This is a genomic window from Parasaccharibacter sp. TMW 2.1891 (genome assembly GCF_023337675.1).
Taxonomy (GTDB): Bacteria; Pseudomonadota; Alphaproteobacteria; order Acetobacterales; family Acetobacteraceae; genus Bombella; species Bombella apis.
Genome location: NZ_QORT01000003.1, coordinates 88,150 through 107,147, shown reverse-complemented (window position 1 = coordinate 107,147; position 18,998 = coordinate 88,150). Strand labels below are relative to the sequence as shown.

The following is an 18,998-nucleotide window of genomic DNA, read 5'->3' as shown; positions in this document are numbered from 1 at the left end:
CCTTCGGGGCAGAGAGGGGCGCCAGAACAAAGGGTCGTTACCCCTGTTCCATGCGGTCCATCGTCTGCCGCAGGGGATACAGAGCCATCTGATGAATGACAGCTGCCGCATTGGTGACCTGGAAACTCAGCGTCTCCAGAGGGTTGGCCGGATAGATCAGGGCCGTGCCGACGGACATGCCCTCATTGGCGAAGACCTCCAGCGTACAGGCATCCAGCACGATCCGCAGGTTGAAACGGCGGCTGCCCGGGACAAGGGCAGAAGAGAAGGTGCCCGTGAAGAAGGGATGGGTAAAGCCATGCAGGTTGCTCCTGTCCAGCCAGAGCTGGCAGGAGAAACCATCAAAACCGATGCTCAGGCTCTCTCCCTGATGGTTGGAGAAGGCCACGACAAAACGTCCGGCACGCCCATGGTCTCCATCTGGCAGGGTACTGCCCCGGTCTTCCAGAGAGACATCCAGCAGCAGCTCCACGGCCTCGCCGGTAGGCAGAGACACCTGCCGACTGCTCTGGGGCTCCAGACGGGACAGGGTGAATGGGATGGCAGGACGCCGCAGGGCCTCCAGAGCATAAGGAGTCTGGGCGATACGCAGCCAGCCTGACGTGTCACGCCGCAGCACAACCTTGCGAGGAATGGTCATGACGCCACGCCAGCTTTTGTTGGGCAGCTCCTCACAATATTGCCAGTTGTCCAGCCAGGCGACATAGACCGTCTGATTGCCCGGCATGTTCTCGTAAGTCTGGAGGGCGTAGCTGTCCTTGCCGAAATCTGTCAGATCCACGATCGTATCATCCGGCGTGAAGCGCTCACCATCGAACTGGCCGACAAAATACTGCGTGATGCTGCCCCCCTGCGGTCCACCGGGATTGATGGACACGAACAGGACCCAGCGTTTTTCACCGGGCATCTCGCCTTCCACCTCTACCTCGGCCAGCCCCGGACATTCATAATCCACGCCAGTAATGCCAGATGGGCCAAAATCACTCAGATGCATCCAGTGTTTCAGGTCGAATGACCCATAAAAGGACACCTTGTGCTCCCGGGAGCGCACCACGACCATGACCCATTTTTCAGTCGGAGCATGCCAGAACACCTTGGGGTCACGGAAGGAATTGTGCCCGATATCCAGCACCGGGTTCCCTTCATAATCCTTCAGCGTCTGCCCTCCGTCAGGGCTCCAGGCGATATACTGCGTCTGCCGCTGCGGCGTTGCCCGTGTATAGATGGCGACCAGGCCGCCCGCCATTGGCGGCAGGGCCGGAGACATGGGGACGGGTGACTGCTCGCGGGAGACAGGATCATCCCCCAGCTCCTTCAACAGGCTGGGGGAGGAATTCGACCCTTTCAGAAGATCGTGCGACTGCCTGTCCACAAGGCGCCGTGCCTGCTCATCCTCCGGCAGTGACGGAAAAAGCTGGGCGGCCTTCTGGGCAGCTGTCTCGACCGACCCCGGCTGAGGCTTGTCCTGCGTGCGGGGCGGAAACAGACCAGAACGGTTGTCCCTGTCCAGCACGGCACAGCCGCTGTAGGCCTCTCCGGCTTCCGTCTCCCGAATCGCAATCGGCAGATCCTGCCATGTATAGAGGTCCGTGCTGACGGCATGGCCCCAGTGCACATGGCCTGCATAAGGCCCAAACGGATTGTACTGGTAATAGAGATGGTAATAGCGTCCATCAAAGATCAGCCCGTTCGGATCATTCATGAACCCGGTGGAGGGTGAAAAATGGATGCGGGGGCGGTACTGCTTGTCGGCCAGTGTCTCATGCACGGGCTGCGGAGCCGCCGCCGCCGCATTGCCCGGCTCGGCATGGGCATTGTTGGGCTGTGCCGGTGCGGCGCTGCCTCCACCCCCAACGGCTGCACGGGCTCTGCCATTGCCCAGAAGGGCACCTGCCGCCAGAAATGATCCCAGAACCATACGTCGATTGACGGTCATCCTCTGACCCCCCTCTCTACGATCTGATGGAGATGGCCCTGTCCGAAGGCCTGCCGGGAAAATGCCTCTTTCCAGCCCTCTCTGGCAAGCCATTCCTTGACCGTGACACGGAACGGACATCTTTCCCTGGTGCCACGCATTGGCAGCCCGGACCTTCTGTTTTACCGTCCCCCTGTACCAGCAGCCCCATACAGGGCACGCTTTCGCCACCATGATGCCACAGCCTTGCAGGGACACCGCCCAATGAAACGCCTTGATCCTTTCCTGATGTGCCTGATCGGCGCTGTTCTGCTGGCCTCCTTCCTGCCCTGCCCTGTTGTGTGGCAGCCCTGGCTCTCCCGCCTGACATCACTGCTCATCATGCTGATGTTCTTCTTCCAGGGGGCCAAGCTGAAACGCCGTGCATTGCTCGACAGCGTGAAAAACTGGCGGTTGCAGGGCTGCACGCTGCTCATCACCTTTGCCGTGTTCCCCCTGCTCGGGGCAGGCATGTACTGGCTTGCCTACCGGCTGTCCTCCACCGGTTTTCTGGGGCCGGACCTCTGGGCCGGGATGCTGTTCCTCTGCTGCCTGCCCTCCACCATACAGTCCTCCATTGCCCTGACCTCCATGGCCCGGGGCAACGTCCCGGCCGCCATCTGTGCGGCCACGGTCTCGAACATTCTGGGCATCCTCATCACCCCCCTGCTCTGTGGCCTTTTCTTTGATCACGGCAGCAGTGGCGGGTCCGGTCTTCAGACCATCCTGAACGTGGCAGAAGAACTGCTCCTGCCCTTCATTCTGGGCCAGTGCGTGCAACGCTGGCTGGGGCCGGTTGTCCACCGCCACAAGTTTCTCATCTCATGCAGTGACCGTGGCTCAATCATCGTGCTGGTCTATTCCGCCTTCAGTGCAGCGGTGCTTCAGGGGCTGTGGCATCGCATTCCGCTCATCCTGCTGGCCGGTGTCGGGGTGGCGGATGCCCTGCTGCTCGCCCTGGCCCTCGGGCTCACCTATCTGCTGGGCCGGATGATGGGCCAGAGCATCGAGGATGACATCACGTTACAGTTCTGCGGCTCCAAGAAGGCGCTGACATCCGGCGTGACCATGGCCAGCGTCATCTTTCCCGGTTCGGCCGGAATCATCGTCCTGCCGCTGATGATCTTCCACCAGCTCCAGCTCTTTGTCTGCACCGTCATTGCCCGCCATTATGCGCAACGCCCCCAGCAGCCGCACGAAACCTGACCAGCTCCACTGGAACGGGCTTGCCTTCCGCCGAAGGACAGGGCACCCATGAAGGTTCCCTTCCCCTTTTCGTCATGGAGACAGACGTGCCACGTCATCCTGCCGAACAGCCCTCCATACGCCGTACTTACCGTGACCGCCTCCATGCCCATCTGGTCCTGACGGGCACGTTGCGGGAGAGCCTGCTGGAGCTACTCAGCCGCCCGGCCGCTCCACCCCCTCTCCAGCACTGGATCACCACCATCCTGGACCAGAATCGGGAGCAGGAGCGGCAGGTCGCCCACCTCCTCCGCACGCATGGGGAAAAACCCCGCAACGACTCCGACACGCTCTCTGGCCTGCTGGACACGGTGGTGACCTGCTTTCCCTCGGGGGATGTTCCCGTCCATCTTCTGGGCGTGATGCTGGACATTGCGGGCTGCATCGCCCGGCTGCGTACCTCCCTTGCCCTGCTCCTGCTGCTGGCAGAAAAACTCTCCCTGACAGAGGATGCCGCCATCCTCACGGAGCTGCGCCAGAACAGCCGGAATGCGTCCCGCAGCCTCAAGGAAGTCCTGCCTGCTTTGCTGACGGACGAAGACTGAGGCTCAACAGAAAAGGGGCTGCACGACCCGGCGTGCAGCCCCTTCCTTTTCATCAGACGATCTGCCTGAGATTACTTTTCGACAGTCCCGGCAAGCAGGCCTGCGAGCGTGCGGGCAAAGCCGCTGGGGTCGGGCAGGGCCTCGCCTTCCTGAACACGGGCGAGGTCCAGAAGGATGCGGGCATGTTCTGCGACGCTCTCGCCCTTCTCCACACGTTCGGCCAGCGCACGGATGAGCGGATGGCGGGGGTTGATCTCCAGCACCGGCGGCAGGGCAGGCATCTCCTGACCGGAACGGCGCATGAGACGCTGCATGGCCAGGTCCGGCCCACCCTCGCTTGTCATCACCACGGCACTGCCTGTCAGACGCACGGTGCTGCGGACATCCTTCACAGCCTCACCAAGAGCGTCCTTCAGGGCGGGGGTCAGCTTCTCGACATTGGCTGCTTCGCCCTGCTCCTCGGCTTCCGGTGCGAACTTCTCGAGATCACCATGCGCCTGGGCCACGGAACGGAAGGTCTTGTCCTTGTAGGAATGGAGACGGTCCGGCCAGAAGCTGTCCACGGCATCAGACAGCAGCAGGACTTCCAGCCCACGGGCACGGAACCCTTCCAGCTGGGCGGAGGCCCTGAGGGCCTTCAGATTGTCCCCGACCAGATAATAGATGGTCTCCTGCTCCGGCTTCATGCGGCTGATATAGTCGTCCAGCGTCGTCAGCTCATCATCATGTGTGGAGTGGAAGCGGGAGAACTCGGCAATTTCCTGCCGGTGTTCGGAATCCTCCCACAGCCCTTCCTTGATGACGAGGCCGAAATTGTTCCAGAAACCGGTGAAGGACTCGCCACCTTCCTGCGCCCGTTTCTTGATCTCGCTGATGACACGCTTGGTCACGGCCTTGCGGATGCGGGCCAGAACCGGGGTGGACTGGAGCATCTCGCGGGAGACGTTCAGCGGCAGGTCATCCGTATCGACCACACCCTGCACGAAACGCAGCCAGTTCGGCACCAGACTGGCTTCATCCGTGATGAACATGCGCTTCACATGCAGGTGCAGGCGGCTCTCACGGCTGCTCTGCTCCATGAAGTCGAACGGACGGGCACCGGGGAGGAACAGCAGGGAGGCGAACTCGACCGTGCCTTCGGCCTTCCAGTGCAGCGTGGCGTACGGCTCATCAAACGCACGGGCCACATGGCGGTAGAACTCGGTGTATTCCTCGGACGTGATCTCGGATTTCGGACGCAGCCAGAGGGCCTTGCCCTCGTTGATGGTCTCTTCCTTCTCCTTGCCATCCTCGTCCGGCTCGTGCAGCACGACTGGCCAGGCGATGTGATCGGCCCATTTGCGGATGATGCTACGCAGGCGCCACGGATCGATGAATTCCTCAGCATCATCCTTCATGTGCAGGACGATGTCCGTGCCCGGACGGTCACGCTCGGCAGGGCCAAGGCTGTAGGAGCCCTTGCCTTCGGACACCCAGCGGGCGGCCACATCCTCACCGGCACGGCGGGAGACGACATCCACCTTGTCCGCCACCATGAAAGCGGAATAGAAACCCACGCCGAACTGACCGATCAGGTTCGGACGCTCCTCCGGCTTGGCATTGCTCAGCTTCTCACCAAACGCCTTGGTGCCGGAACGGGCAATGGTGCCAAGATTCTGGGTCAGCTCTTCCGGACTCATCCCCAGTCCGTCATCGGACAGCGTGATGGTCTTTGCGTCCTTGTCGGTGGAAATATGGATGGACGGGACTTCCGGCAGGGACAGGGCCGGGTTGGTCAGGGCCTCGAACCGCCGCTTGTCCATGGCATCAGCCGCATTGGCGACCAGCTCACGCAGAAAGATTTCCCGATCGGAATAAAGGGAATGGACAACCAGATCGAGCAGCTGCCCGACCTCGGCACTGAAACTGTGCTGCTGCATCTCCGCTGCGTTTTTGCCATCACTCATGATGCGTTGCTCTCCTCCAAAATGGCAGGCTCCGTATGTGCTCCATCTTCGGCGGCCAGCCTGCCCCGCCGCTGAAAGATGGAGCAGATATGGGAGAGGCCTCCCCGGCTTTCAAGCATCCCCGCACCGGGGGAGACCTCAAGCTCCAGCATCATGATGACGGGATGTATGGCCTAGACGAGACCGAGCGATGTGCCTTCATCAACCACGATGGCCGAGCCGTGCAGGGCCACCGCCCCCGGGCTGGCAAGGAACTGCACCACGGCAGCGATGTCCTCCGGCGAGGAGAAGGTCCGCTTGCTGGGATTGGCCTCCGCCACGGCCCTGAGGGCATCCGCCTGTGAGGGATCGTTGATCAGTGCATCATGCATGGAGGTCTTCACGCGGCCCGGTTCCACGGCATTGATGTTGATGCCCAGCGGGCCGAGCTCGAGGGCCAGACTGCGGACCAGAGCCGTGGCCGCCGCCTTGCTGGCGGCATAGCCCGCATAGCCGGCAAAACTGTAAAATCCGCAGATGGACGAAATGGCCACGACCTTCCCACCCGGCACGTCACCCTCTTTCCGCCGGATGAAAGGCAGGGCGGCCTGCACGATGTGCCACATGCCATTGACGTTGATGCGCATCACCCTGTCGAACGCATCGGGTGTTTCATCCGTGATGGGCGTGTTGAAGAAAACACCTGCGGAATGGACCAGCACGTCCAGCAGGCCCACCCTGTCGCTGATGGTCTTCAGCAGGGCCTTCACGGCATCAAAATCCGTGATGTTCACCCCATGAGCACAGACCTGCACGTCGTGCCCGGCCTCACGCCCGGCAGCCTGCACCGCCTGCACGGCCTTGGTATAGTCACGCTCCGGGCTGCTGCCCAGCAGGATGAGGCTGTCCCCCGCCCGGGCGAACGTCTCCGCAATTGCCAGCCCGATACCGGACGTTCCCCCGGTTACCAGTACGGTTCTGCCCTGTGCCATGATCCAGCTCCTCCCCTATATCTCATCACGCATGGCCCTGAATGGCCATCGCACCCAGATAATGGGCAGGTCGGCATGGCTTGTCCACCATGCCGCCCCGGAGCCGGTCCTGTCAGAACATCCCTCCCCCCAGACGGATTCCTTCGGTCGGACGGGCTTTGGCAAGATACGGCCCTCCTGCCAAGACCTCGACCGACACGAACAGCGGCTGTTTCCTGCCCGGATGCACCGGCAGCACGAGGCGGGCCGCCCCGTTTGTCCAGCGGCAGGGGGCAGCCTCCTGTACATCCCAGCCATCCTGCCGGGGTGCGGAGAGGAATTCCGTCACATTTTTCCGTTCTCCATCCTCCCAGAAGAGCTGTATCTGGCTGACAAGCACCCCGAGCCAGCGTCTGTCATCCACAAACGGACCGATGACATCACAGGGGCGACTGACACGGGAGACAAGCAATATCTCGTTGCATCCTTCGGAAAGGCGGAACAGGTAACGCTGCCCCGCCTGCCGCACCAGCGGCAGGGTCTGACCGGAAGGAGTCAGGGCGATCAGATCCGGCTCATCCACCAGCTCGCCCGGCTTCTCCATCCGGCCTCCAGACCGCCGCCGGATCGCCTCATGCAGGGGCTCCACAAATGTCCGGCTGACCCCCAGCGGAGCGGCGGCATCCGTCTCCCAACAGCCCCGGGCCCCTTCCGCCCACTGCCCCGCCTGGGAGACAAATCCCTGCCGGTTGCCCGTATCCAGGTAACTTTCTGTCAGGGCTCCATCCGCCTCGACAATGGCGTGCGGCTCTACGGCGAAATGCCAGTACTCGTACTCCTCAAGACTCCGGTCATAGGCAATGGAACTGCCGTTAACCAACATGCGGACCGGCACGAAGTGCCCTTCCAGCAGGAGGCAGTGCTCCGACGTCACCAGCATGTCCTTGTGGGGGATATTGGCCCCCAGGGCGCCACGACGGATGCGCACTGGCCAGCCAGCTTCATCATCTGGCAGAGCTGGCTGAACAGTCACACGGCCCTGGCCTACCCACTTTACCCGCCTGAAGCCCTGCGGCTGGCCATCCGGTGCAAAAACGGCCACGGCATCCCCCACCGTCAGCACCTCCACGGGCACGTCACCCGTCTCGGTCCGGATCAGGCTGCCAGCCAGATAGCAGGTGATGACACCATTCCTGCCATCATCATGACCGTTGTTGCGGCTGAACGTATAGCCATACCCCGTGAGCCCACCCAAAAAATCCGTCTGCGGTTTGCCATTGACCCTCAGATTGAACGGGTCCCCTTCCAGCGTGGTCGTCCGTCCGACGTTGATGAGGCCCAGTGCGCTCACGCCATCACCAATCACGGTCTGGTTCGTCGAAGGCTTATAGACAGCTCCCACCGACTGGGTGTTGGGGAAATCCATGACAAAATTGGGCGGAATTCTGGTTGTGGGATTGCCCTGCGCATCCACGAATTTCACGGGGAAATCGACACTCACGCCAAAGCCCTGTGGCTCTATCCGCAGCTCGCCAGCATTGGGGCCTACCGTGATGGTCGAGCCCAGCGAAGCACTGAGCAGGGTGGACTGGATAACCAGCCGCCCCCCATTCAGGGTCAGCCCGTTCACCACCCCGACATTGACCAGGCCACCCCCGACATAGGCCGTGGCCCCGCCCTGGACGGTAATGGTACAGTCTCCCCGCAACTGACCCAGGATCGACGACAGATCAACCTTCACCGGGTCATTGGGCGGTGTCTGATCTGTTCGGGTTACGACAATGGAAGAAATGGCCCCCAAGCCCACCAGGCTGGAAAGAGACCCGCTGCTGTAAACGGTAGCCGTTCCGGCTGACACCCTGACCAACGCCGTTGCCATAAGATAACCTGACCTTCATCATGTTCGACGACAAGGCCGCCTTAAGGCAACAGGGGTTAAAAAAAGATTACAGGTAAGCTCCTGCTGATCACATAATGTTGAGATAAACCATTTTCCGCTCTCATATTAACGGAATATTTACAGCAACCTTTTCCTGAAACACCCCAGAAAGAACTTAATCTGGGAAAGAATCTGTCACAGTAACCTGTTTTTCTTTAAAAAAGGGGAGGGAACAGCCCGCCGGCCAAGCCAGAGCCGGCAGGGCAGGCTGTTACCATTATTTCAGAACCAGCTCCTGATTCCGAACGTGAAACGGGCCTCACTTGCCCGCTCGCCTCGCTTCCGGGCCATGTGGCGTCCCTGGGTGAGGGGGGAATCATATGTAACAGCCACATAGGGAGCCATCTTGCGCCAGACCTCATAACGCAGGCGCAACCCGGTATCAATGTCCGACAGGCCTGATCCGACCTGTCGCCGGGGATCAGCCCGGCTATACAGATTCAGCTCCACCTGTGGCTGGAGAATCAGCCTGTTGGTCAACAGGATGTCGTAAGACCCTTCAAACCGTCCCGCCACGCCACGGTCACTGAAATAACCGGTCGCCTGCACCTCAAACTGGTACAGGGCCAGTCCCTCCACACCAACCGCTCCCCAGGCACGGGTCGGACCACTGTCCAGGTCCAGCCGGAGGCCCCCCTGAAGGTTGAAATAGGTGGATATGGCCCGACTGTAGAGCAGTTCCTGGTCTCCGTCACGGACCCTGCCTTTCGTCATGGTGCCTTCACTCTTCAGCCAGAGGCGGTTGTAGTCGCCACCATACCAGGCCTCCCCATCCCAACGGAGTGAAGACCGGCCACCCGCCTGGTAGCGCCCCTCAAACTCATCCAGCACACCATGGAACCAGCGGCCCATGTCCATGGCCTGCATATGATGGCCAATATCCACGACAGGGCCGGGGGCATCAACAGCCCTGTAAACGACATGCGGTGTTTTCTTCCGCACCTGGTGAGGCGCTGGCGGGGCTTTCTGCACAGCCGGAGGCGCCGTGGTCGGCATCTCCATGTCTGCCATGTCCGACATATCCATATCATCCATGGCCATTCCGGACATGTCATGAGCCATCGTCTGGCCCGGTCGGGCCGATCCAGCCATATCATCCATGGCCTGGGCTGGCAGGGCCAGAAAGCAGGCGACAAGCCCCAGGGGCAGCATGTCTTTTCCCATCATGAGATGACCACCTCCCGGAACATGCCTGTCTGCATGTGATACATGAGATGGCAGTGATAAGCCCACACACCCGGCGCATCCGCCGTGACCAGAACACTCATGCGAGACCCCGGCTGTGAAATGACGGTATGTTTCAGGGGACGGTGCTGGTCATCCGCCCCATTTTCCAGCTCACTCCACAGGCCATGAAGGTGAAGGGGATGTTCCATCATCGTGTCATTGATGACCGTGAACCGGACCCGCTCACCACGGGCCAGATGGATCGGCCCGGATTCGGAATATTTCCGGCCATTGAACCCCCATATGTACCGTTCCATGTTGCCTGTGAGGTGCAGGATGATTTCTCGTGAAGGCGGTCGCTGGTCTGGCGGCGGACGCAACGCCACCAGATCACTGTAGGCCAGAACCCGGCGGCCCGTTCCCTCCAGCCCATCTCCCGGACTGCCGACACGCTCCACCGGATGGGTGGCGATGTTCTGGTTTTCCACATTCAGGGGGGGCGGGCCGGGATCATCAATTTCATCCGCCGGAGTCCGCTCCACGGGAGGGGACATGGGCATGCCCCCCATTGCCTTCATGCCCTTCATCATGGGCATGGGCATGGGCATGCCCATGTCCACCATCCCCCGCACGGGCCGGGGGTCCATGGGAGGGACAGGCCCCAACAGGCCAGGGCGAGGTGTCAGCGTGCCACGGGCATGGCCGGTGCGGTCCTCGCTCTGGGCAAAGATCGTGTAAGGCTGTGCCTGCAACGGCGTCACCATCACGACATATGTTTCCCCTGGAGCAATGCGGAACTCATCCACCGGCACGGGCACGACAGGATTCCCGTCCGCCTCCACAACCTGCATCTCCAGCCCCGGGATGCGGACATCAAACAGCGTCATGGCCGCGGCATTGATGACCCGCAGGCAGACCCGCTCTCCCGGCCGGAACAGGCCGCTCCATCCCTGTGCCGGGGCCTCACCATTCATGAGATAGGTATAGATGGCACCGCTGACATCCGAGATGTCCGTGGCACTCATCCTCATGCGGGACCATTGCAGGCGACTCTTCAGAGCGGGTATCAGCCCTCCAGCCCGGCGGCTTTCCTCCGGCAGGGACGCAAGGCTGCGCTGCCGGAAATTGTAGTAATCATCCTGCATCTTGAGATTGTTGATGATCTGGCTGGCAGACACATCCGACCAATCCGACAGCAGGACCGTATGATCCCTGTCCGCCCTCGGCAGCAGCGAAGCACCAGCTGGCTCGATAATCAGGGCACCATAGAGACCGGACGATTCCTGGTGCCCCATATGGCTGTGATACCAGTATGTCCCACTCTGAAGGACCGGAAAGGAATAGGTGAACCGTCCGCCTGCCGGAATCCCGGCAAAACTCAACCCCGGAACACCATCCTGATCACTTGGCAGGCGGACACCATGCCAGTGCAGGGATGTTGGCTCATCCATGTGATTATGAACGTGGATGCGGACGTCCCGCCCTTCCTGCCAACGCAGAACCGGGCCGGGCATCTGGCCATTGACGCAATATCCTACCCCGGTGCGGCCTGCGATACGGACATTGCGGCGGGTGATGTGCAGGTCCATCTCCAGCGGGGGCACTGCCCCGGCCGTGGCGGCCGCAGCCCGGCCCAGCCCTAGAAGAGCCATGAGCGGACCAGCTGCGCCCAGCCCGCCCAGAAACTGGCGGCGCAGCAAAACATGACGTGACATGACAAACTACCTGAAAAACGTGACACAGAAATGCCGCCCGGAAACAGGCAGCACAGAGACAGGTCAGACAGGCAGGATTGCTGGAGGGCGCCAGGGAAGCACGACAGCAGAACGCAGCAGCAGCCTGACATCGTGAAACGGGACCGCCCTCTGCCAGAGACCGGCCGGTTCCAGCCTCTGCCCCTCCGGCAACATGCCGGCTTCACAGACAGCATGGTGACTCTGGCAGCAGGGAGCGATATCCTCTTCCGCATCCGGCCGGGAAGAAACAGCCGCCTCCATCACCATGCCCCCCCCCGGCGGAACCATCACGGCATCAGGAGAAGCGATGTCACGGGCAGGCAGAAGCTGATGCGCAGGCGCGGACATCATCATGCCGTCCACCATGGCCATGGGCATGACAAAAGACGGCAGCTGCATCATCAGGTACAGCACCACTCCCATCATCATGCAAAAAAACCGCCCAACAGACATGAAATGCCTTTTCTCGCTCCGGAACGGACACCAGATCAGGAAGGTTCCTCCCCTGTGGGAAGACAGTCCCCCCTGCCATCCCTTATCATGAAACGGAATTTTTTATGAGCGAAACCCTCGTCCTCCCTCTCACCGGCCTGAAATGTGATGGCTGTGTCCGCTCTCTGACCCGTGCCCTTGAAGCCTCTCCAGCCATCGAGACGGCCACCGTCACGCTCGACCCGCCACAGGCACACATCATTTTCACTGGCCCCGCCCTCTCCAGGGAAGACTGTGCGCTCCTCATCCAGAAGGCCGGTTTCGGGACGGTCTGAAGAAAAAACCACCGGGGTCCATGGCCCCCCGGTGGTTCTTCAATATCCATGTCACCGCCCTGGACAGGCGGTCATGTCATGACGGATCAGAAAAGTCCGCCGCCCTTGGGCAACAGGCTGCCTGTCAGGAAGGCCTGCACCGCACCGTCGCGGTAGCCCTGCGTCCCGACATAACCACCGGACAGACCCAGCATTGCGCCCGTCAGGCCACCAACCGTCAGTCCCAGGATCACGCCGACAGCCTCGGCGATCACGCCGACACCGATAACACCGCCCGTACCGTTGGCACCACCATTGGCACCACCCGTGAGACCACCAACGGCTGCGCCGACGATACCATCCACGACGCCGCCAACGAGGCTGTCCGCAAAACCAAGCGAAGCGCGCACAGGAAAAAGACCAGTGCTGCTATTGCTGCTTCCTGAAGAAGCCGTCCCGTCGCGGTAGCCGAAAAGACCACCACCAGATACCGCGCCAAGCTCGTTAAAAGAAAGTTCACGCATCATCCAGAACCTTATCGAAATAACCCGCACCCAACAGCAGATGCGAGCGATACTTAAAAGCAATTAAATTATGTTATAATTATGGTCTAACACTGTAATAATTTTTTTTTATACAATTTTACCGCTTTTCATACTATTTTTCTTCTTTATTCACGTTTTTTTCAAAAAAATAGTACAAGAATACTCCCGGTTCATATCACAATGAACCACATTCTTTCTTTTTGAGGTACACAATGCGTGAATTGAGCGTTGCGGAACTGGATTCCGTTTCTGGTGGCGGCTTCCTGGGTAACCTTCTTGGTTTTGGCAACAATCAGGCTGCCAATCAGGCAGCTGGCCGCGGTACATCTTCCGGTCTCGGTGACTCCATCATCGGTGCTATTGCCGGGGCTGCCATTGGCGCAAACAGCGGTATGATCATCGGCGGTATCCATGGTGGTGACGGCGGTGGCGTTCTGGGCATTGGATCTATCGGTCAGGCTGTTGGTCTGGTCATTCCGACGATCATGGGGGCTATCGACGGTGGTATCCTTGGTGCGATCTATGGCTTCAGCAATGGCCAGACATGGATCAACCAGCTTATCCAGGGCACGGCCAATGGTACAATTGGCCAGGGTCCGAATGCAGCAGCAATCCGGATCTGATACCAAGTCTTCATCAATGTATCCTTGAAGTCTGAGGAACACCCGTCAAGCCTCCCGGGCTTGGCGGGTGTTTTTTATGACGCCCGCCACATTATGTCTGCAAAAGTAACTCACACTCCTCTCTCCATATCCAAGGTTCTTAGACGCCCGCCACATTATGTCTGCAAAAGTAACTCACACTCCTCTCTCCATATCCAAGGTTCTTATTAGATCGTTCTGATGATCTGCAGACACTCCGGACGCAGATTCCTAAAAGAACGCGGCCATATTTTGCAATTGATCGCACCTCCCCTCACCAAAGACCAAAAACACAAATAACTTTATCCGCAATAATAAAAAGCACCTGCCGACATGTGATCATGTCCAATCATCCATCCCCCCCCTCCTGCTTCCCCCAGAGCCAGTATCAGGCCGAGCTGGGACTTGGCAGACCGGTCACGATGGCCGACGTTTCTTTCGCCAGAGTGTCCACGATCTCCTGCGGCAACCCCATGGCAAAAATCCTGTCTGCCCTCTCTGCCGTGCCAGGGCGATGCGTCACGATCACCCTCGTGATGGGCAGTTCATTCAGAACCGCTTCCACAGCCTGCTCGGAAGCAGGATCAAGGTTGCTGGTCGCTTCATCAAGGAAAAGGATGCGAGGGGCCTGATACAGCGCCCGGGCCAGAATCAGGCGCTGCCTCTGCCCACCAGAAAGCGTGCTGCCCATCTCGCCCACAATGGTTTCAAAGGTCATCGGCATTCGCTGGATGTCCTCATATATCTGTGCATTCCTTGCACAGTCGGCCACCCATTCCATATCCATCTCATCGTCAAAGCCGGAAATATTTTCCGCAATGCTGCCAGAGAAAAGAATGTCATCCTGAAGAACACCGGCAATCCGGGCGCGGTAAGCGTCCCTGTTGGCGGCCTTCAGCTCCATGCCTTTCCAGAATATCTGGCCCTCTTCCGGCTGGATGAGCCCCATCAGCAGCCCCAGGAGGGTGGATTTGCCACAGCCGGACGGACCGATGATCGCCAGGCTCTCTCCGGGATGGACCTTGAGATTCAGGTTGCGGAAAACCCACGCATCTTCCTTGCCATACCGGTAGCCAAGATTGCGACATTCCAGCATGGGAATGTCCGGATTCTCCATGCCGTCATCATCGGAAACACCCGCCGTTTCGCCCAGCGGACTGTCTGCCTCGGTTCCTTCAGCCTCGGCCAGAGCAATGTCGGACAGACGGTCACACTGGACCTTGAGGTTCTTGATCTTGAACACGACGCTGATCAGATTGCCCACCCGGCCACAGAACTGGTCACGATAGCTCATGAAGGCCATGAGCATACCGATGGACATGGCACCGGACATCACCATCCTGGCCCCCAGCACAAGGGTTGCCACCTTGTCCAGAGCAACCAGGAATTCCTGTGCACGGGCAAAAATGAGATCATACCGCTGGATACGCAGCCCGGCATTGATGTTGTCAATCATCCGGTTGGTCCAGACAACCGTCCGGCGCCGCTGCAACCCCATCAGCTTGATGCTGCGGATACCCCGCAGGGTTTCGATGAAATGCCCCTGCTGTGCAGCCGAATGAACCAGCGATTCCTCGGTCATTTCCTTGTACGGACCATACTGGATGAACCGCACGACCAGATCCACCAGCACGGTGATGGTCACCAGCGCTGCCAGCCATTTGCCGTACATGATGATCATCACCAGCATACCGATAGCCATGATGCCATCCAGAATGCTCTGCACCAGATCCGTCGTGAAGGTATGCTGGATGGCCCCGAGACTGCCAAAGCGGGACATGATGTCACCGGCCCCACGCTTGGCAAAAAAGTCCTGCGGAAGGCTGAGCAGGTGGGTGAACAGGCTGACATTCCACTGCAGGGAAATGCGGGTGGAGAAAATCATCACCAACCATGTGCGGAAGGTAGAGATCACACCCTGCACGATGACGAGAATGAGCATCCCGGCAGCGATGGTCCAGAGAAGGGACTTGTCCCCCGTTGTCAGCACTTCATCAATGACGACCTGCCCCAGCATGGGGTTGATCAGGGCCAGGACTTCCAGCCCCAGGGACAGCCCTCCAAGGGTCCAGAGGACCGTCTTCAGCCCCACGATGTGGCGGAACATGTCCCCCACCTTCAACAGGCGGCGGTCATCCTTCTTCTCGAACTTCGTCTCAGGCGTCAGCTCCAGCGCCACACCCGTAAAGTGGCGGGACACTTCCTCAAGGGATATCTTCCGTTCACCACGGGCTGGGTCATTGATGACGATACCGGTATCCGTCACCTTCGTCATGACAACGAAATGATTGAAATCCCAGTGCAGAATGCAGGGACGGGCCAGCTTGCCAAGGTCGTCCAGCTCCAGCCGGACAGGCCGGCAGTGCAGCCCGTAACGTCCGGCAATTGTCATCAGGGCCCGCAGGTTGAGCCCCGTACCGGAGACAGACGTCTCCCGCCTGATGGAAACAAGGTCAACCAGCCGCCCATAATGGCACAGCACCATGGCCAGACAGGCCAGTCCGCACTCTGCAATTTCTGTCTGAAGGATGACGGGAACCTTACGCCGGAAACCAGTATGGATAGTATGGAGATTCACGGCGTCCCCTTCGTGTCATTCTGTCTGGATGGAGCAGGTGAGGGCGTATCCGGCTGGGCGGCACTATCGGCCAGGGACCGTGCCGGTGCACCACCACCCGATATGGAGCGGACCGTATCCACCATGGATACGACCGGGTCGAGCAGCCACTGGTAGAGTTTGCGCTGGTCGATGGCGATTTCGGCATCCACGGCCATGCCGGGCTTCAGTTTTTCATGCTTGCCATAAGCAATGACGAATTCCTGGTTCGGACGGACACGGATACGGTACACATCCGCCCCCGGCTGGGGCGCAGAAGCACTGCCGCCCTGCTGCCCTGTCCGGGCAGCGTAGTTGCTCCGCTCCGGCAGAGGCGCCTTGGTAACCTCCACCACTTCGCCCTCATAAAGACCGAAACGCTGGTACGGATAGGCAGCATATTTCAGCAGAACATGCTGCCCGGGCCGAACAAACCCTATGGCCTGGCTGTTCACGTAAAGTTCTGCCTGCAGGGTCGCCCTGTCGGGCAGGATGCTCAGCAGGGACTGCCCCGGATTGACACGCTGGCCTACAACCGTGCGGATACCATCAACCGTACCGCTCACACGGGCATTGATGACCCCCATGCTCTGCCCATGCGCCTGGATGAGCTGCCTCTGCACGTCCGAAAGGCGGACAGCGAGATCATTCATGTCCTCGGCCACCTTGTACTGGTGCCGGTTGATCCGATACTGAAGATCCGCCATATGCCCGTTCATCTCAACCAGCGTCCGCAATGTCTGGGACTGCGTGTCCATGAACTGCACATAGCTGAACAGCTGACTCTGAAACTGCGTTTCCGTCACGAGGTGGCGGTCCATGGCTGTCCGCATCTCATTCATGGCCCGCTCGATCAACGGCAGGGACTTCTTGTCCCGTCCTGACTGCTCCTGCAACATGCCATACTGCTGACGCAGGGACTCCAGCTCATCCTTCAGGGAGGAGAGCTCCACGGGCGCATCAGCAGCGAGCAGATTCTGGCGATGTTCCAGCAGGTCCTTCTGTCGGCGCAGCCCTTCGACAAGCTGCTGCCCGGTGGCCCCATCCTCCGACCAGCTGGAAACATCCACGCTGAAGAGCCGTTCCCCCGCCGCAACATGATCGCCCTCATGAATGTGGATGGCCGCAACGACACCACCCTGATCTGCCTCCGCAACGACCAGTCCCTCTGGTGGCAGCATGACACCATTGGCATGGATGCGCCGCGTATAAGACCCGAAAAAAACGTAAATCCCCACACAGATAACGAGCGCCACCGTACAGAGCGCTGCAATTTTACCCGAGAGAGGCTCGATCAACTGGACGGAGCCGATCCACGCCTCCTGCCGCCATTTCAGAGCCTCCCCCCTGAAAAGCGGGCTTGCTGAGTCTTCCGCCATACACCACACAGTACAGTTAAACAAAACGATAAGGAAATATTAATAATTTTCAGGAATAATACTATAGTGGTCCACAAAACAAGCAAGTCGTTAAATGGCTAATGCTTTATTAATTTAGGGTTAATGACTTATGTATCTTTTCTTTTGCTTGCCAGAGAAAAGACACGCCTTTCGTCTGATAGCGTCCATCGGGCTCTTTTCGCCGCTTCCTGCCATGGCGGCAGACCCGGACCCTGCTCCTGCACCCGTCACGCATCTCTCCCTGCCGGAAGCCATGGCCATTGCCTATCGCTCCAACCCGCAGATACTCCGTGAGCAGGCCATATTGCGGCAGACTGATGAATCCATGCCGGAGGCCCTGTCCGGATGGCGGCCCACCGTGAGCGGAAGTGCGACCGCCAACTACAACGAGTCCAACTACGTCACCTTCCCGTATGGCGGGAGCTTCCGGTACAATCAGAAATTCAGGGCCCCCGGCTATGCAGCGGGCGTGACCATCACCGAGCCCATCTTCCGCGGAGGCAAGACATGGGCTTCCATGCACAAGGCCCGCAGCTCCATCCTCGGGGAACGGGCACACCTTGTGGACATCGAGCAGCAGCTCTTCGTCAATGTTGTTTCCGCCTATGTTGCCGTCACACAGGCCCGGGCCCTGCTGACCCTGACACGGGAAAATGAACACACGCTGGAAGGGCAGGTCCAGCTGACTACACGACAGCTTGCCCTGAACCAGGCCACCCGCACCGATGCCCTCCAGGCGGAATCACAGTTTGAGGCAGCACAGGCCTCCACCCGTCAGGCCGAGGGACAGGTCCGCGTGGCAGAGGCAACGTTCCAGCGTGTCATAGGTATCATTCCGCCAGAGAAACTGTCTCCAGCGGAGCGGCTTCCGTCCCCTTTCGTTTCGGAGGCGCAAATAAACCAGCTGGCCATCAATGACCTTCCCCAGGTCATGCAGGCCCAGTACCAGCTGGAATCAGCAAAACATGATGTCCGGCTGGCCATCGCCGACCTGCTGCCCCAGATATCCGCCCAGGCCTCCTACCAGAGGCAGGTGAACCAGGGGAACGGCAAATTCTCGGAAGACGCCACAGCCGTGATGCTTCAGGCCTCTCTTCCGCTCTATCAGGGCGGTGCGGAATATGCCCGCATCCGTGCCGCCAAGCAGGCCGTTGATGCAGCTCTCCACAATCTGGCCGAACAGCGGCGTGAGGCCCGCGAGAATGCCATGAGCGCCTGGCAGAAACTGACAGCCGACAGCGACCAGCTCGCCCGCAACCAGAAAGCCGTCGCCACCGGTGTGGAGGCCCTCCATGCCATCCAGCAGCAGGAACTGCTGGGCGTACGGACCACCTTTGAAGTTCTCCAGCAGCAGGAACTGCTCTTCGACCAGCAGAAAACCCTCGTCCAGAATGCAGCCAACCTGATTGAGGATTCCTACCATCTGGCCGCTGCGACAGGCCATCTGACAGCCAAAGAGCTCAACCTGCACGTCTCCCTGTATGACCCGCGCGCCCATTACCATCAGGTGAAATGGAAACTCATCGGAATGGAGTAAGTCTCCTCCCCCAGACATGGCAGACACGCTGCTTTCCTTTCATTCTGCACT

Annotated in this window: 15 protein-coding genes; 5 read left to right on the top strand and 10 right to left on the bottom strand. The window is 59.7% G+C overall.

Annotated features, from left to right (window positions below; all coding sequences use genetic code 11):
* Positions 1-37: 37 nt before the first annotated feature.
* The gene (locus DTJ15_RS07680; protein WP_249109770.1) at positions 38-1,936 is read right to left on the bottom strand and encodes a glycoside hydrolase family 32 protein; all 1,899 of its coding nucleotides are present in this window, start codon (positions 1,934-1,936) and stop codon (positions 38-40) included.
* A gap of 243 nt (positions 1,937-2,179) precedes the next feature.
* Here DTJ15_RS07680 and DTJ15_RS07675 point away from each other — a divergent pair, with 243 nt between their 5' ends.
* Positions 2,180-3,160: a bile acid:sodium symporter family protein gene (locus tag DTJ15_RS07675; RefSeq protein ID WP_043559087.1), complete on the top strand. Its 981-nt coding sequence runs from the start codon at positions 2,180-2,182 to the stop codon at positions 3,158-3,160.
* Between the two features lie 86 nt (positions 3,161-3,246).
* Complete coding sequence (locus DTJ15_RS07670; protein WP_143539845.1) at positions 3,247-3,744, top strand: DUF892 family protein; 498 nt, start codon at positions 3,247-3,249, stop codon at positions 3,742-3,744.
* Between the two features lie 71 nt (positions 3,745-3,815).
* On the opposite strand, the gene htpG is transcribed toward DTJ15_RS07670, so the two are convergent.
* The 6 genes from htpG to DTJ15_RS07640 all read right to left on the bottom strand — a co-directional run bounded on the left by htpG (position 3,816) and on the right by DTJ15_RS07640 (position 11,911).
* Complete coding sequence (gene htpG, locus DTJ15_RS07665) at positions 3,816-5,690, bottom strand: molecular chaperone HtpG (protein ID WP_043559091.1); 1,875 nt, start codon at positions 5,688-5,690, stop codon at positions 3,816-3,818.
* Positions 5,691-5,863: 173 nt separating this feature from the next.
* Positions 5,864-6,661: an SDR family NAD(P)-dependent oxidoreductase gene (locus DTJ15_RS07660; RefSeq protein ID WP_043559094.1), complete on the bottom strand. Its 798-nt coding sequence runs from the start codon at positions 6,659-6,661 to the stop codon at positions 5,864-5,866.
* A gap of 112 nt (positions 6,662-6,773) precedes the next feature.
* Positions 6,774-8,519, bottom strand: coding sequence for a Hint domain-containing protein (locus tag DTJ15_RS07655; protein ID WP_249109768.1), 1,746 nt, complete (start codon positions 8,517-8,519; stop codon positions 6,774-6,776).
* A gap of 282 nt (positions 8,520-8,801) precedes the next feature.
* Positions 8,802-9,581: a copper resistance protein B gene (locus tag DTJ15_RS07650; protein WP_408734682.1), complete on the bottom strand. Its 780-nt coding sequence runs from the start codon at positions 9,579-9,581 to the stop codon at positions 8,802-8,804.
* A 161-nt stretch (positions 9,582-9,742) separates the two neighbouring features.
* Positions 9,743-11,461 (bottom strand): copper resistance system multicopper oxidase, encoded by a 1,719-nt coding sequence (locus DTJ15_RS07645; RefSeq protein WP_249109766.1) that lies wholly within the window; start codon positions 11,459-11,461, stop codon positions 9,743-9,745.
* Positions 11,462-11,524: 63 nt separating this feature from the next.
* On the bottom strand, positions 11,525-11,911 hold the full coding sequence (locus DTJ15_RS07640) for a hypothetical protein (protein WP_249109764.1): 387 nt from the start codon (positions 11,909-11,911) through the stop codon (positions 11,525-11,527).
* A 128-nt stretch (positions 11,912-12,039) separates the two neighbouring features.
* On the opposite strand from DTJ15_RS07640, the gene DTJ15_RS07635 reads away from it, so the two are divergent.
* Positions 12,040-12,249: a heavy-metal-associated domain-containing protein gene (locus tag DTJ15_RS07635; RefSeq protein WP_043559101.1), complete on the top strand. Its 210-nt coding sequence runs from the start codon at positions 12,040-12,042 to the stop codon at positions 12,247-12,249.
* A gap of 86 nt (positions 12,250-12,335) precedes the next feature.
* Here the strand turns inward: DTJ15_RS07635 and DTJ15_RS07630 are convergent, their stop codons facing one another.
* A complete protein-coding gene (locus DTJ15_RS07630; protein ID WP_152332652.1) occupies positions 12,336-12,638 on the bottom strand; it encodes a hypothetical protein in 303 nt (100 codons plus the stop codon).
* A gap of 347 nt (positions 12,639-12,985) precedes the next feature.
* Here DTJ15_RS07630 and DTJ15_RS07625 point away from each other — a divergent pair, with 347 nt between their 5' ends.
* Positions 12,986-13,396: a hypothetical protein gene (locus DTJ15_RS07625; RefSeq protein ID WP_193699497.1), complete on the top strand. Its 411-nt coding sequence runs from the start codon at positions 12,986-12,988 to the stop codon at positions 13,394-13,396.
* Positions 13,397-13,802: 406 nt separating this feature from the next.
* Here the strand turns inward: DTJ15_RS07625 and DTJ15_RS09135 are convergent, their stop codons facing one another.
* A complete protein-coding gene (locus DTJ15_RS09135; protein WP_249109762.1) occupies positions 13,803-15,992 on the bottom strand; it encodes a peptidase domain-containing ABC transporter in 2,190 nt (729 codons plus the stop codon).
* Positions 15,989-17,389, bottom strand: coding sequence for an HlyD family efflux transporter periplasmic adaptor subunit (locus tag DTJ15_RS07615; RefSeq protein ID WP_081562429.1), 1,401 nt, complete (start codon positions 17,387-17,389; stop codon positions 15,989-15,991). The genes DTJ15_RS09135 and DTJ15_RS07615 overlap by 4 nt, the downstream gene beginning before the upstream one ends.
* Positions 17,390-17,603: 214 nt before the next feature.
* On the opposite strand from DTJ15_RS07615, the gene DTJ15_RS07610 reads away from it, so the two are divergent.
* The gene (locus DTJ15_RS07610; RefSeq protein ID WP_043559475.1) at positions 17,604-18,947 is read left to right on the top strand and encodes a TolC family outer membrane protein; all 1,344 of its coding nucleotides are present in this window, start codon (positions 17,604-17,606) and stop codon (positions 18,945-18,947) included.
* Positions 18,948-18,998 lie beyond the last annotated feature (51 nt).